This window comes from Spongiimicrobium sp. 3-5, from assembly GCF_046557915.1.
Taxonomy (GTDB): domain Bacteria; phylum Bacteroidota; class Bacteroidia; order Flavobacteriales; family Flavobacteriaceae; genus JBHEBG01.
The window spans coordinates 564,103-580,148 of the sequence record NZ_JBHEBG010000001.1; the positions used below are offsets into that span (position 1 = coordinate 564,103).

Consider the following 16,046-nt stretch of genomic DNA (forward strand, 5'->3'; position numbering starts at 1 on the left):
AAATCACAGCTGCGATTTGCTTACACGGGTGCTCGGAAAATTATAATAGTTCTAGGATAAGAAGTGTACAGATGAAACTCTTCTCTATTTTAACTTTGGCTCTTTTTAACTGAATTTTGACCGTGTTTATAGAGATATCCATCTCATCGGCAATTTCATTGTATCTGCAATTGTTAAAATACCTAAGTTGAAAAACCTTCTTCATTTTTGGCGGAAACGTATCCACTACTTTAATAAGTTTTTGGTACATAACGTTTTGTTCTTCCTCTGCAAAAGAGTCAACCTCATTTTGAGAGACCAAAACGGCGTTAAGATCTAGATAGTTGCCTTTATCGGTTATTTTGAGCGATTTAAGATGATTTAGGGCCTTGTTTCTGGTCATTGAATACAAATAAGCCTTTAGAGAAGTGTTGATGTGAATGTCCGATGCCCGCTCCCACAAATGGATAAATACATCCTGTACCATATCCTCAGCAGATGCCATATCAAAAAGAAAGGCGCTGGCATAGATCACCAATTCTTCATAATAGAGATCATAAATTTTTCGAAAGGCATAACGATTTCGCCTTTTTATTTCGTCGAATGTAAAATTGGAATCCAAGGCTATAAGATATCTGAACAAATTTAGGAAAAGAAATTAATTCATATTCCTCTCCAAATTTTGAGGGAATTGCACTACTGGTTGTGTGTGCCATATTTTTTTTTATATTAGTCGCGTCCAAATGGGTCTCAACATTTCGTTGACCCAAATACACTTCATTTTTAGGTTTTCCTATTGTTAGGCACGGTTGGCATTCTACCCTGCTTACATTCTTTCCTTTTTGGCCAAACTAAAATTTACAGCCGCCATGAAATATGGATCTTTTTATTTGCTGCTTGTGATATCCTTGTCTGCCTCTTTTTGCAAACCTGTTGAAAACGAGCATAAAAATGCAAAAACCAACGCCTATTTACAGTATGATCAGGAGACAAAAAATATCTTGGATTATAAGGTAACGCCTAAAAATATATCCGATAGAAGTGGTCTAATGTTTTCGGACCAAGGAGCATGGTTTGCCTATGGACTCCCAGAAAGCGGGAAAATATCCGACGGATTTTCTGGTCCTTTTCTAATGACACAGCAAAATGGTGTTTGGAGTAGCCCCTGTTTATCCCAACTTCTACTATTTGGGGGCAACGGGCCTAATGTTCCAAACGTCACGGCAAAACCTCAACTTAAACAGGCGGGATATCCTAGTCATTTGGAAAGGGCCTATAAGGACAAACAGATCTCAATTGAACAAAAACTTGTGTTTCTTTCTGGGCATACCGCCATACAGAAAACTGTTATTACCAATCTTTCTTCACACAGCCAGGAAATTAATCCGGTAATTCAAGGTAAAATAAATGATATAGGAATTAAATTTTCAAATTCGGCTGATCGGATTAAGCTTACCTCGGTCAACAGCAATGCTATAGGCTACATTGGGGCACTCAGTAAAATTGAAAGCACAGAAATCTCCGATAATGGTACGTTTTATAGTATTGTGCTTCCAAAAATATCTTTGAAGCCCAATGCTTCCGAAGAAATAATTATTTCACAAACTTTCATCTTTCCGGAATACTCATGGGAAAAAGAAAAACAGCTAATAGCCAAAGCCGATTTTGATTCTATTCTAAATACCCGAAAAACTGAAAAGGCGGGGCAATGGAGTGCGCTATTAAAAAAAAGAAAAGCAACATTCAAAGAAGAAGGCTATGGCCAACTTTTGGCCAAAGCGCAACTTACCTTGCAAAACAATTGGCGAATAGCAGCTGGGGAACTTAAGCACCAAGGTCTTTTTCCAAGTTATCATTATGAGTGGTTCCATGGGTTTTGGTCTTGGGATTCTTGGAAACATGCGGTTGGGCTTTCTTATTACGACCTTCCTCTGGCAAAAGATCAAATAAGGGCGATGTTCGATTTTCAGGATGAAAGTGGGTTCATTGTAGATTGCGTATACAGGGACACCACAATAGAAGCACATAATTACAGGGATACCAAGCCGCCGTTGGCCGCATGGGCCGTGGCGAAGATAGCCGAGAAAGAGGGTGCCCTGGATTTTATTGAGGAAATGTATCCAAAGCTGAAAAAATATCACAATTGGTGGTACACTAATCGGGACCACGATAAAGATGGCCTTTGCGAATTTGGGTCTACGGACGGTACACTTATTGCGGCCAAATGGGAAAGCGGGATGGACAATGCCATTCGTTTCGATAATTCCAAAATAGTAAAGAATTCTGCCAAAGCTTATTCCTTAAATCAAGAAAGTGTAGATCTTAATGCCTACCTATTCGCAGAGAAAATATATCTCGCTTTTTTGGCTGAAAAATTGCAACTTTGGAATGATGCTGCAACCTACATAGATAGTGCATCTATTTTAAAGGAACGTATCCAAAATCAATTCTATGACCAGGAAGACGGATGGTTCTACGATACAAATTTGGAAGGCACATCTTTCATAAAAGGAACAGGTAGCGAAGGCTGGACAGCCCTTTGGGCAAATGCCGCCACACAACAACAAGCCGAGATGGTTAAGAATCAGATGATGGATACAAAAAAGTTCTATTCCAAAGTGCCTTTTCAGACCATGTCCATGGACCATCCCAAATTTGACCCTTTGGAAGGGTATTGGCGCGGCCCAAATTGGTTGGATCAGGCATATTTTGGCGTAAAAGCCTTGCGTAACTATGGCTTTGATCAGGAGGCCGACAAGGCCACCGTACAAATTTTACAAGGGGCCGAAGGCCTTATGGAGCAAGGTAAGTCTATCCGGGAAAACTATCATCCAATAACCGGAAAAGGCCTTTATGCAAAAAACTTTAGTTGGAGTGCAGCACATATTATTATGTTACTAACAGTGGATTAAAATGAAATACGAGGCTTTAAAAATAAGTGAAGATCTAGCTGAAAATATTCTTTTCCAATGCTTCAAAATCAAAGGAAGTGCAACCTCGCTTCCTGGAGAAATAGATTTTAATTTTAGGATCAAAACGAAAAAGGATGGAGATTACGTTTTAAAAATTTCGCGCCCCGATGAAGATAAAAGCTATCTCGATTTTCAGCAGCAAATCCTTGAACATGTTGAAAAAAATGGGCATGACATAATTATCGCCCCAAAAGTAATACGGGATAAAAACGGAATGGGGGTTTCCCAAATTACGGATAGTTTTGGCGAAAAAAGGAATGTACGGCTATTAACCTGGGTGTCCGGAAGACTCTGGAGCAATGTTAATCCAATATTGGACAGTCTGCTTTTTAGTCTAGGAGAGCATTGTGCATTGCTGACCAAAATCCTTCAGGGATTTGACCATCCTTTGGCGCATCGGAAATTTGATTGGGACACGGCCCAATCCGTTTGGACAAAAGACCACCTTCATCTATTTCAAGGAGAGCAAAAAGAGATTATAATACATTTTCAGAATGGCTTTGAGCACCATAAAACTGCCTATGACAAGTTGCGGAAAGGGGTGGTGCACAACGATGCCAATGACAATAATATTGTTGTATCCGAAGATTTGATACATCCAAAGGTAATGGCGGTAATTGATTTTGGTGATGCCATCCACACGCAAATTATTAACGATTTGGCCATTGCATGTGCCTATGCTATAATGAATTGCAATGATCCCTTGGAAGCAGTGTTACCCATCATAAAGGGGTACCATTCTTGTTTTCCTTTGGAAGAACAGGAATTGGCCCATTTGTATAACGCCATTGGAATGCGTCTCGTAGTGTCGATAACCAAATCGGCCATAAACAAAATTGAGGATCCAGACAACCAATACCTGCTTGTAAGCGAAAAGCCCGCCTGGGAACTGCTGAAAAAGTGGCGTACTCTTCATCAAGATTTTGCGCATCACTGTTTTAGGCAAGCATGTGGGTTTTCTGCCCATCCTTCCGAGGCCAGTTATCTGAAATGGGCAGCCCAAAGTAGTTTTGGCCTTTCCGAATTGTTTCCTACTATTGGCAAGGATCAAATACTGCCCTTAGATCTAAGTGTATCCAGTACATGGGTAGGCCATGAACAAGACTTCAATGATTTGGATGTTTTTCAATTTAAAATTGACAAGTTGCAAAAGCAGTGGCCCGATAAAATAATAGCCGGCGGATATATGGAGCCACGGGCGCTGTACACATCCACTGCGTATGACAAGGTAGGTAACCTTGGGCCAGAGAGCAGAACCGTTCATTTAGGAATCGACTTTTGGTTGCCCCAAAACACTGCGGTGCACGCTTTATTGGACGGTGAGGTAGTAATTGCCGTAAACGATGCTGGCGACAAGGAGTACGGTGGGTTGGTAGTTTTAAGGCATCAAATTAACAATCTTAAGTTTTATTCACTTTATGGCCACTTGTCCGTTGCAAGTGTTGCAAGGCTCAAGGTTGGAGATACTATAGACAAAGGAGGCCTTATCGCCTTCCTTGGCAATCGTTATGAAAACGGAAATTGGGCTCCCCATCTTCATTTTCAAACAATGCTTTCTCTGTACGGTCATACCTTGGATTATCCCGGAGTTGCATATCCCAAACAAATAGATGTCTGGAAAAGTGTTTGTCCCGATCCCAATCTGCTGTTCAAATCCAAAACCCTTAAAACAACCAAGACCATAACAAACAGTGATTTAATAGATTATAGGAAAAAACATTTAGGCAAGGGGCTATCGCTTCAGTATAAAACTCCCATTAAAATGGTGCGGGGGGCCGGGCAATTTCTTATAGACCAGCAAGGTCAAAAGTATTTGGATACGGTAAACAATGTTGCTCATGTAGGTCATGAGCATCCAGACGTTATAAAGGCCGGACAACAACAGATGGCAGTACTGAATACCAACTCCCGTTATCTGCATGAGAATATCAACGCCCTTGCTCAAGAATTGATTAAAACATTGCCGCCAGAGCTTAATGTATTACATTTTGTGAATTCTGGTAGCGAAGCCAACGAGTTGGCAATTAGAATGGTGAAAGCAGCAACTGGAGAACAAGATATTATAGCGTCTGAAGTGGGGTATCATGGAAACACGAATATGTGCGTTGATATCAGCTCTTACAAATTTGATGGAAAAGGAGGGCAAGGTGCTCCAGAGCACACCCATATTTTTCCTTTGCCCGATACATTTAGGGGAAAATATCGTGGAGAAAATGCGGGGGAAGAATATGCAAAAGAGGTACAACGCCAAATACAATCTATCCATGAAAAAGGGCGCGGAGTTGGGGCACTGATCATAGAACCCATCATTAGTTGCGGCGGTCAAATTGAACTGCCAAAAGGTTTTCTTTCCAAAGCTTATGAATACGTAAGGGCCGCGGGCGGGCTTTGCATTTCGGATGAGGTGCAAGTAGGTTGTGGACGTATGGGCCATACTTTTTGGGGGTTTCAGCTCTACGATGTGGTGCCCGATATTATTACCATTGGCAAACCCTTGGGAAATGGCCACCCACTGGCGGCCGTAGTATGCACGCAAAAGGTAGCGGAGAAATTCGCCAATGGTATGGAGTACTTTAACACCTTTGGCGGCAACCCTGTTTCCTGTGCCATAGGAACAGAAGTATTGCGAACGGTAAAACACCTAAAACTGCAGGAAAACGCCCTTGCCCAAGGTAATTTTCTTAAGGAAGAATTAAAAAAGCTATCGCAAAAATTTCCGATTATGGGCAATGTAAGGGGCCAGGGTCTATTCTTGGGCTTTGAGCTTGTGGACAAGGACCTGAAACCCCTGGCAAAACACGCCGATTATCTGGCAAATCGTATGAAAGACCATGGTATACTAATGAGTACGGATGGCCCGGACAACAATGTAATAAAAATAAAACCTCCGATGGTTTTTACAAAGGGAAATGCCCAAACATTGATTTTTTACTTGAGAAAAATTCTCGCTGAAGATTTTATGAATAGCTATTTATCCGTCTAAGTGGACTTTACAATGAAACCGAAATTTATCCTTTACCTATATATTCTAACATTTCTTGGATGCCAGAAGCAGCCCTTAAAACTTGTGCCCGAGCAAACGTTCCATTATGATCACAAAATCTTTGAAGAGAACAAATTGCCGCCGAGGGCTACTTTTTTTGGTTTTGAATCCGATACCATTTCAGAAAAAGAGCTTTCTAGTCGTTATTTAAGTTTAAATGGTGATTGGAAATTCAATTTTGTAACCGATCCCAAAAAACGCCCCAATACTTTTCAAAATACCAATTTTGATGATAGCGAATGGGATACCATTCCTGTTCCGGCCAACTGGGAAGTCCTGGGTTACGATCGTCCCATTTATCTTGATGAGCGTTATCCTTTTACCACAAAATGGCCCAATGCCCCCACGGACTACAATCCTGTGGGTACTTATCGCAAAGAGATAGATCTAACCGGAGAGTTTCTAGACCAGGAGACCATCCTTCATTTTGGTGCCGTCAAATCGGCAATGTACCTCTATGTCAACGGAGCGTACGTAGGTTATTCCCAAGGCAGCAAAACCCCGGCAGAATTTAATGTTACCACCTTTTTAAGGCCGGGGAAAAACGTATTTTCCTTGCAGATTTTTAGGTGGAGCGATGCTAGTTATTTGGAGAGTCAGGATATGTTGCGGATCAGCGGTATTGAAAGAAGCGTATATCTCTACACTAGGCCCAAAATATTTATTTCCGACTATCACACATACACTAATTTGGATGATACCTACGCCAATGGAATATTTAAAGGAACGGTAACCGTAACCAACCAGACCACTGAAACGGCCTCTCGAAATATACGCTTGGAACTTTTGGATAACGATACTTGGGTTTTTAAAAAATCTTCTATTGTAGAAATTCCATCGGGACAAACCACTACGATAAATTTAAACCATCTTATCAAGGATGCAAGGTCGTGGTCTTCTGAAATTCCAAATTTGTACGGGTTGCGTATTTCTTTGACAGATTCCATCAATCCAGAGAACAACCAATACATAAAAAATCATGTTGGTTTCAAAAGGGTAGAGATCAAGGACTCCCAAGTACTTATCAATGGGAAACCTATTTATATTAAAGGGGTGGATAGGCATGAAACAGATCCTTTTACAGGACACGTTATTTCCAGAGCTTCGATGAGAAAGGATATTGAATTAATGAAGCAGAACAATATAAATGCCGTCCGAAGCTCGCACTATCCCAATGACCCTTATTGGCTGTATTTATGCGATGTTTACGGGTTGTACGTTGTAGACGAGGCCAATATTGAAAGTCACCCCTTGGCCATTGATGAGAGTACCCAGATCGGCAATGAGATGAGTTGGCTCCCTGCCCATATGATGCGTACGGAAAGGATGTACCACCGAGATAAAAATCATCCATCTATCTATTCGTGGTCTCTGGGCAATGAGGCCGGTGAGGGGCAAATTTTTAGGGCCACTTACAAATGGCTAAAACAGCAAGACGATAATAGAATAGTACAATACGAACCCGCGGGCAAGGAAGATTATACAGACCTGTATTGTCCAATGTATCCCAAACCTGAATATCTTATTGAACATGGCAAATCAGATTCTGACAAGCCGTCCATTATGATAGAATATGCCCACGCCATGGGAAATTCGGTAGGAAATCTGCAAGATTATTGGGATATCATTGAGAAATACCCCAACCTACAGGGTGGCTTTATCTGGGATTGGGCAGACCAAAGCTTAGAATATAAGGATGAAAATGGAAAACCCTATTTGGCCTACGGGCACGACTATCATCCTGATCTGCCGACCGATGGCAACTTTTTGAACAATGGCCTGGTTGACCCATATAGAAACCCACACCCACACCTATCCGAGGTTAAAAAAGTGTATGAACCTGCACATTTTCGTTATCTGGGAAAAGGTATTATTGAAATTGAAAACAAGAATTTCTTTACCGACTTTTCGGATATGGAACTTCTTGTTCGGATTTTGAACAATGGTATTCCCAGTTTTGAACAACAACTGAGTAAAGTGGTAGTGCCTCCCCAAAGTTCTAGAAAAATAACTCTTGAAAAGATTCCGGATGTTTTTATTCCTGAAAACGAATACATTTTGGAAATAAGTTTGCTACAGAAAACTGCAAGTTCACTGGTTCCCAAGGGGCACGAAATAGCATGGGATCAATTTATACTGAATAAAGGGATCAACCAAGTCCCATCGGGCAATACCGGAAACCCACTTACAATTAAAGCCGTGGGAGAATTTATTGAAATAACCAATGATAAAATAAATTTTAGGATCGATGCAAAATCGGGCGAGATAGCTTCTTGGAAATTTGAAGGCAAAGAAATTACGACCCAGCCGATACGTCCTAATTTTTGGCGCCCTCCAACAGATAACGATCTGGGCAACGGAATGGATAAATGGGCCAAACTATGGCAAAACGCCACGTACAATTACTCGGCTAAGCTCATAGAAAACCCTAAGATTACCCAAAATGGTGTGCTTTTGAAGGTATCCTATCTTCTACCAAATAACGAAGCCAAACTGGTCGTGGATTATGAAATAACATCGCATGGCACATTGAATATTGCGTATTATTTTACCCCTATAAACAAAGACCTTCCAAACCTGCCCCGTCTGGGAATGTACCTAACGCTTCCGGATGACTTCACCGAAGTATCCTGGTATGGGAAAGGCCCACAGGAAAGCTATTGGGATAGAAAAACGGGTGTTAAAACTGGGCTGTACTCCGGAAAGACACAAGAGCAGTTCCATCGTTATTCGCGCCCACAGGAAACGGGAAACAAAACTGATGTCCGTTGGATGAAAATATCTTCAAAGGACCTTTACCTAAAGGCCAGAGGGAGTTCGTTGTTGAATTGTAGTGTTTGGCCCTTTGCCATGACCGAACTGGATTTTAGAAGTGAAGAAGGTGGTGCATCGGCATCGGGACTGGTCCCCGTTACCAAAAAGCACGGTGCGGACATAAAAATAGGCAAGACCGTCCAATGGAATATAGATTATTTACAAATGGGCGTTGGGGGCGACACCTCTTGGGGAAGGTTGGTTCATGACGCGTATACCGTTAAACCAAAACAATATCGCTACCGGTTCAGTATTGAGCCGAAAACCAAGGAATAGGATGGACATTTAACTGTTAGATCTGAGTTGTTTTCTTCCCAAGATCCCTGTGCTATCGACTATAGGACGTACATTTATTTAATAACCTTCCTCCCAATAACTTCTCAGGAAAGATCGCTTAAGAGCACTATATAACGCAAGGCAATCTGGTTATTTAATATGTAGTCTTTTCTGTACGTATTTTGAAATCTAAATTAGTCATATTCATGGGTAAATTTTGCTATATTTAGAAATATAAAGATTATATTTTGGCATGTCTTTAAAGAAGTTTCCCTTTTATAAACAGTTGGACCAAATGGATTGTGGGCCTACTTGTTTACGGATGATAACGAAGTTTTACAACAAGACATATTCCATTGACTTTTTAAGAAAAAAAACCAATATTACTCGCGAAGGTGTTTCTTTAGGGGGTATTGCAGAGGCAGCAGAGGCCATAGGGCTCCACACCATGGCGGTAAGTCTAGATTACAATTCCCTGGAAACAGAGGTTCCTTTGCCATGCATTGCCCATTGGCGCCAACGTCATTTTGTGGTTATCTATAAAATAAAGCGAAATACTGTTTACATGGCCGATCCGGCCCATGGGCTAATACAGTACTCCAAAAAAGACTTTGTAAACGGCTGGATAGGAAAAAATGCGGATTTGGATACATCAGAAGGGTATTTGCTTTTGTTGGACCCTACACCAAAATTTTATGAGACGGATGTAGAGGAAAAAAAAGAATACGGATTCAAGTTTTTGTTTTGGTATTTTAAACCTCACAAAAAATATATCCTACAACTTTTTTTGGGCTTAACGGTGGGAAGTTTGCTCCAATTGATATTTCCATTTTTAACGCAAGCCTTGGTCGATTATGGAATTGATTATCAAAATCTAAATTTTGTTTATTTGATTCTTATAGCCCAACTAACATTATTTATTTCCCAGACAAGTGTTGACTTAATCCGAGGGTGGATCTTGTTGCATATGACTAGCAGAATCAATATTAACCTCATTTCCGATTTTCTTATCAAGCTAATGCGATTACCCATAGCTTTTTTTGATTCCAAAAACACAGGAGACATAATTCAACGAATATATGATCATTCTAGAATACAGGATTTTTTGTCGAGTACTACATTAAACACCTTGTTTTCGGCTTTTAATCTAATCATTTTTGGAATTGTGCTTGCCTATTATAATATGGTGATTTTTTCCATTTTTTTCATAGGATCCATAATCTATATTGGGTGGACACTACTCTTCTTGAAAAAACGGGCCGAATTGGATTACAAAAGATTTGATCAGGCTGCGGACAATCAGAGTAGCATTTATCAACTTATCTCTGGAATGCAGGAGATAAAACTAAACGGGTCCGAAAGGAGAAGACGGTGGGAGTGGGAGGCCATACAGATCAAATTGTTTAAGGTCTCCATTAAAAGTTTGGCATTGTCACAAACGCAGAACACGGGCGGGCAATTTTTTAATGAACTGAAAAACATATTCATAACTTTTGTGGCTGCCAAGTCTGTCATTGATGGTAATTTAACCCTGGGTATGATGCTCTCTGTTCAATATATTATTGGACAATTAAATTTACCTATCATCAATTTTATCAATTTTATACAGGCGGGTCAAGATGCCAAGATAAGTCTTGAAAGATTGGCGGAAATCCATGCCAAGAAAGATGAGGAAGAGATTGGGGAGGATTACAGCAATGTACTGCCCAAAGACGGAACCATTAAAATTGAGAATTTAAGTTTTCGGTATGGGGGGAAAACTTCCCCTGAGGTATTAAAAAATCTAAACTTTGAAATCCCCGAAGGAAAAGTAACAGCCATTGTTGGGGCAAGTGGTAGTGGTAAAACTACATTGATAAAACTTTTGCTGAAGTTTTATGAGCCCACGGAGGGGCTTATCAGTGTTGGCACATCCAAGTTAGATAAGATCAGCACTACTTTTTGGAGAAAAAATTGTGGCACAGTTATGCAAGATGGTTTCTTGTTTGCGGATAGTATCTCAAGGAATATCACTGAATCGGATTCTGAAGGGGTCATCGTTAAGGATAGGTTAGCGCATGCAGCGCATATTGCCAGCATAGATGGTTTTATAGAAGAACTTTCTTCTGGTTATAAGACTAAGATCGGGGGTAGCGGCATTAATATAAGCGGTGGCCAAAAACAGCGCATCTTAATTGCACGATCGGTATATAAAAACCCATCTTATATCTTTTTTGACGAGGCAACAAGTGCTTTGGATGCCAATAACGAGAAAGTTATTATGGAGAGGCTGCAAGAGTTTTATAAAGGAAAAACGGTACTTATAGTCGCCCATAGATTAAGTACCGTAAAAAATGCAGATCAAATTGTTGTTTTGGATAGGGGGAAGGTAATAGAGCAAGGAAATCATGCAGAACTTACCAAGAAGAAAGGAGTATATTATTCTTTGGTAAAAAACCAGCTGGAATTAGGAAATTAGATAGCTAAGATGAATAAGGGCAAAAGAAAAATAGATGACTTGAACGAACGCTCGGACCAAGTAAGGGAAATACTTGGTAAAGCCCCCCACTGGGTAATACGCGCGGGAATTACCCTTATATTCATCATTATAACATTGTTGCTGCTGGGTGCTGCCCTAATTAGTTATAATGATGTTGTTACTGCGGAAATTGTAGTTTCTAGCAAAAATCCTCCCGTTTATATCAAATCAGGGGCAAGCGGAAAGCTTATTAACATTTTTGCCGAGCGAGGACAATCCGTGGTCAAAGGAGAAAAACTGGCAGAGGTTGAAAGTAATGCCCGTATTGAAGATGTTTATTATTTAAAAGGAAGCATCAAAGACTTTGAACCCCAGGGAATCTCCTTGGATTCGCTAAAATCACTCTTTCCTACCCACCTAAATTTGGGGGATATACAACCTTCCTATGATAATTTTGTTATCCAATACCAAAACTATGTGCTTTTTAATACTTCGGCCATCAATCTAAAAGAATCAAAAGTAATTGAGCGACAATTACGAGATCAAAATTTCTTTTGGGAAAAACTACAAAAACAAAGGTTGGTTTTGAAACAAAAAATGGATTCGTCCAACAAAGTATACGAGCAAAATAAAAAATTGCATAAAACGGGAGCTATCGACAAAGTGGAATATGAGCGCTTTTCCAATCGTTACCTTACTGAGAAACAAAGCTATGAGGATTTTAGGACAAGTATGTCCAACACCCAAGCGGCCATGGCCAACTTCAATATGCTTTTGAAAAAGTACGTCGCAAGAGAAGATCCTTTTAAAGAAACGCTTGTACAGGCGTATAAGGATTTGAACAGAGAACTTCTTCTATGGGAAAAAGAACATGTGATAAAAAGCCCAATTGATGGAAAAGTTACTGTTTTTGATCTCTGGAAGAAGTCTCACACTATAACGGCCGAAGAAAACTTGTTTACTGTTCTACCCCATAATTTGGAAGAAATAGTAGGAAGGATTGTACTGCCCATACAAAATGCAAAAAATATTGAGGTTGGTCAGAAAGTTATTATAAAGTTGACAAACTATCCATTTAAGGAATGGGGCGGATTAGAAGGAAAAATAACAGCCATCTCCGAAGTGCCAAAACAAGGAGATGGAACTTTTTACTCCATATATGTTAAGGTGAATGGCTTAACAACCTCGCTAGGGAAACATATAGATTTTAACCAAGAAATGTACGGAAACGCAGAAATAATTATTGAAGAATTAACGGTTTTGGAACGAATCTTTTATCAGTTGAGAGAAACTTTTGGGAACATTTAGTTCCCCATTTCTTGCACCCTACTACAGGGTCGCTTTTGTTTCTTTTTTTTGAGATTTTTTTCGAGCTATCATAGACTTGTAATATCGATGCAAAAAATCGTAGCAAACCAATTCGTGTAAGCGGTTTTTGGATTTGAATAGTCGGTTCATGTGCATATGAAGGTAACTTACCATAAGATCGTCCAGACCCATCTGCAAACTTTCCTGTGCATTGTGTTTCAAGATTTCCTTTGCAATTTGTTTGGCACGCTCTTCTTTATCATTTATAACGGCCAAAATGGGCTCATAATCCGAATTATCCTCGAACGTTAGCGCCATGAATTCCTCAATTTTTTTTCGTTCTTCCCTGTATTTTTCATCAAGCTGTTTTTTTAATGGCCGGGATATTCCAAATTCGTTTCCGAATGCGGTTTTTAATCGGTCTAACAGCTCCATTTTTCTATTGTCGTCATATTGAAAACTATTGAGTTGCGCGTCCATTGCCCTAAGTGCAAAAAGCCATCGCAATTCTTCTCCCTCATCTCCTTCTATCATGTCCAAAAAATTAACAATCAGTTGACTATCCCGATAAAACAATTCCTCGGCCAACTCCATAGTATTGTTTCCATAACGTTCCAGTTCCCTCTGATAGGTATCTATTTGAATTTTCCATATCAGGTCTTGGTCAACAAATTTTTTTAGATATGGGTACAGTACATTTATGATGGTACCAATATTTTCTTTGTTGGTATAATGAAAGCGGACTCTTAGATGATGTTTGGGGTCCGCGTATCGAATAAAAAACCACCTATCAATACTGTTGCCTTCCTTTAAGAGTTCCGATACAGGTTTAATAATCTCCGTAAGTACGGTATCCGATGTTTTAGGGCCAGTATATATTTTATAGTATAACCAACTGTCCCCTAAAATAAAATTCCTTTGCGTATTCTTATTCATTTGATGCGGATTTACTGTTAGCTAATTTTTTTTCATTGAAAAAAGAAACGATTACCTGATTTGTATAGTATTCCTCCCCCTGTCTTACAATACCCTTTTCAGAAAACAAAAATTCGGTAAGCTTAAAATCCGATCGCTTGTTTACAATATCCAAAAACATCCTAACCGAGGTGAGGTTTTCAAAATTTATAAGCAATTCATTGTCTCCATCTGCCAGTTTTACATATTGGGGAATTAGAAAATCTTTCCTTAGTTTTTGTATTTCGATCATTAGGGTATCATTATTGTCCTTAAGTTTCAATAACTCCTCTATATGACTTTTCCTTAGATTCCAAGTGGCCTCATGGAGAATAAGGTTACGGTATTCCACTCTTGGAAGAAATTCAGAACTGGTTACAAAAGCACCCAAATTAAATCCTAAGCCGTTTCGTATACCTTGGGTCTGCATATCGGCCAAGAAATGATAAATTGGCAATGAATTGTGGGCATAGTTGTGGGCGTTGGTCAAATGCGGAACAACCTCTTTGTTATGTTTTTTTGATTTTAGTAATATTCCATCTCGATTTCTCAACGATATTACCAAATCATCTAGGGGTAGCCTGTGTTTTTCTGGTTTGATGGATTTTGCCAAATACGGAATTTCATATTTGCGAAAACTTGGTCGCATAAGAATGTTCCCTACCCTAGATTCTGGCAGATGTACTATTTCCGCCAAAATTTTATCATGGTTCATTTGGGTTTCGACCTCGATAATTTCCTTGGTGTATTGGTGAAGCTTTTGGTCGCCATGACAAAAACGTCCCATTAGATTGGACGCGCTAGAACCTCCACCACCCGTGAACTTGATTTTTTCCTCGCCATTTTCGCTTACAATCTCAATCATGCAAGAAAGGGTATCCGGAAGATCTTCCCATGTAGCTTCATAATCTTCAAAATCTTTATCGGTGAGCGTAATTTTATAGGCGTTTGTACTATAGGCTTCCATCAGCTTCCTTTGAAACAAGGAATCGATGGAGGTCCATTTTACATCCCAGATGGGATGTTTCATCTGCTCTTGGTTAAGGACTATGTTATCTACTAAAGGATTTATATCGCCAGAGCCCTGGTCTTGTTTATATCCAATACCAATTTCCACATCTAGGGCTGTGGACAAGGCAACCTCCCGTTCTTCAAACCGTTCACGAAAGGCATCTTTAAATTTGGACAATGTGGTTTCTTGGGGTTGTGCGGAAATTTTGTTCAATAAGGTAAGTCCTTTTTTTAGGTCATTGGTTATTTCTTTGTCTATAGTGTTCTCCTTGCTAGACAACAACAGATCGGTTTGAAATAGATATTTAAGTTCAAATTCGGTTCCCATCGTTTTAAGAAACTCGCTAAGTTGAAGATATTCGTTTGGATCGTTACCAATACACTTATCTATGTTATCTAGTTTTTGATTTACTTTTTCTATTGAGCGCAAAATGTCTTCCACTCCTTCTAGTTTAACAAGTACGGAGCTAATCTGCTCTAAAAACCCCGGACCAGATACCGAAGGCTCCAATTCACTTATAAGTAACTGACTAAATACTAGATCTTCAATGAAATCTGTGGCTTCTTCAATTGTTATTTCATTATCTACCAACAACTTGGCCAAATCTTCCAATTTTGCCCCTTTTGTTGCTTTTTTTAAGACTTTTTCCAAGTAATCGGAAGCATCTACGGCAATAATATGATGATGTCTTTTGCTATTAACATACTTATATTCTATATAGCGTATTTGATTACCCGCCCTATAAATACTGGTGTTGGGAAAAAAAAGGAGTTGTTCTCTAATTTTTTTGTTTATTATTAAGTCTTGGGAAAGGGCCACAAGATAATTCATGTCCAATCTTGTATGCCGTTTGTTTTTTTCTGGTCCACTTAATACTATATGGGTGGTTTCTCCAAATTGTCCAACGGAACATCCGGCAAACAGTCCAAAGGGGGTACATCTAGAGGACATTCTGGAAAGGTATTTTAAAATGGAAAACTTTAGTTTTTCTACTTTCTTTTTATCCTCTACCTCCCCGTTCAACCACCGTATTATTTCATTTGATAAGGGGGGAGAGGCTAAAAAAAGTGCTTCCCTTATAATGGGGTTCTGGCATGTTTCTTTGAAATCTTCATCGGAAATGTCTTTTTTGGAGCTCAATCTTAGATAAAAATCCAACGAAAACAGCGGTGTTCTCAGGATATAATTAGGGAAGTTTTTATACGGATTGCGGTTATCGTTGTTCATTCC

General features: G+C 39.6%; 8 protein-coding genes. 5 read left to right on the plus strand and 3 right to left on the minus strand.

All coding sequences use genetic code 11. The features are described 5' to 3' along the window. Positions 1 to 40: 40 nt before the first annotated feature. A complete protein-coding gene (locus ACEQ81_RS02600; RefSeq protein ID WP_411029285.1) occupies positions 41 to 622 on the minus strand; it encodes an RNA polymerase sigma factor in 582 nt (193 codons plus the stop codon). 226 nt (positions 623 to 848) lie between these two features. Here ACEQ81_RS02600 and ACEQ81_RS02605 point away from each other — a divergent pair, with 226 nt between their 5' ends. The 5 genes from ACEQ81_RS02605 to ACEQ81_RS02625 all read left to right on the plus strand — a co-directional run bounded on the left by ACEQ81_RS02605 (position 849) and on the right by ACEQ81_RS02625 (position 12,850). After that, positions 849 to 2,891 (plus strand): MGH1-like glycoside hydrolase domain-containing protein, encoded by a 2,043-nt coding sequence (locus tag ACEQ81_RS02605; RefSeq protein WP_411029286.1) that lies wholly within the window; start codon positions 849 to 851, stop codon positions 2,889 to 2,891. A 1-nt stretch (position 2,892) separates the two neighbouring features. Continuing rightward, complete coding sequence (locus ACEQ81_RS02610) at positions 2,893 to 5,934, plus strand: aminotransferase class III-fold pyridoxal phosphate-dependent enzyme (RefSeq protein ID WP_411029287.1); 3,042 nt, start codon at positions 2,893 to 2,895, stop codon at positions 5,932 to 5,934. A gap of 12 nt (positions 5,935 to 5,946) precedes the next feature. Beyond that, complete coding sequence (locus ACEQ81_RS02615) at positions 5,947 to 9,084, plus strand: glycoside hydrolase family 2 TIM barrel-domain containing protein (protein WP_411029288.1); 3,138 nt, start codon at positions 5,947 to 5,949, stop codon at positions 9,082 to 9,084. A 253-nt stretch (positions 9,085 to 9,337) separates the two neighbouring features. Next, the gene (locus tag ACEQ81_RS02620) at positions 9,338 to 11,542 is read left to right on the plus strand and encodes a peptidase domain-containing ABC transporter (RefSeq protein WP_411029289.1); all 2,205 of its coding nucleotides are present in this window, start codon (positions 9,338 to 9,340) and stop codon (positions 11,540 to 11,542) included. 9 nt (positions 11,543 to 11,551) lie between these two features. Further along, on the plus strand, positions 11,552 to 12,850 hold the full coding sequence (locus ACEQ81_RS02625; RefSeq protein ID WP_411029290.1) for an HlyD family efflux transporter periplasmic adaptor subunit: 1,299 nt from the start codon (positions 11,552 to 11,554) through the stop codon (positions 12,848 to 12,850). A gap of 21 nt (positions 12,851 to 12,871) precedes the next feature. On the opposite strand, the gene ACEQ81_RS02630 is transcribed toward ACEQ81_RS02625, so the two are convergent. After that, positions 12,872 to 13,786: a thiopeptide-type bacteriocin biosynthesis protein gene (locus tag ACEQ81_RS02630; protein ID WP_411029291.1), complete on the minus strand. Its 915-nt coding sequence runs from the start codon at positions 13,784 to 13,786 to the stop codon at positions 12,872 to 12,874. Further along, the gene (locus tag ACEQ81_RS02635) at positions 13,779 to 16,043 is read right to left on the minus strand and encodes a lantibiotic dehydratase family protein (RefSeq protein ID WP_411029292.1); all 2,265 of its coding nucleotides are present in this window, start codon (positions 16,041 to 16,043) and stop codon (positions 13,779 to 13,781) included. The genes ACEQ81_RS02630 and ACEQ81_RS02635 overlap by 8 nt, the downstream gene beginning before the upstream one ends. Positions 16,044 to 16,046: the final 3 nt, after the last annotated feature.

Bases quoted from the DNA above. Each gene is read 5' to 3' on its own strand.
- ACEQ81_RS02605 (WP_411029286.1), top strand. From the start codon at position 849: ATGAAATATGGATCTTTTTATTTGCTGCTTGTGATATCCTTGTCTGCC.
- ACEQ81_RS02610 (WP_411029287.1), top strand. From the start codon at position 2,893: ATGAAATACGAGGCTTTAAAAATAAGTGAAGATCTAGCTGAAAATATT.
- ACEQ81_RS02615 (WP_411029288.1), top strand. From the start codon at position 5,947: ATGAAACCGAAATTTATCCTTTACCTATATATTCTAACATTTCTTGGA.
- ACEQ81_RS02620 (WP_411029289.1), top strand. From the start codon at position 9,338: ATGTCTTTAAAGAAGTTTCCCTTTTATAAACAGTTGGACCAAATGGAT.
- ACEQ81_RS02625 (WP_411029290.1), top strand. From the start codon at position 11,552: ATGAATAAGGGCAAAAGAAAAATAGATGACTTGAACGAACGCTCGGAC.
- ACEQ81_RS02630 (WP_411029291.1), bottom strand. From the start codon at position 13,786: ATGAATAAGAATACGCAAAGGAATTTTATTTTAGGGGACAGTTGGTTA.
- ACEQ81_RS02635 (WP_411029292.1), bottom strand. From the start codon at position 16,043: ATGAACAACGATAACCGCAATCCGTATAAAAACTTCCCTAATTATATC.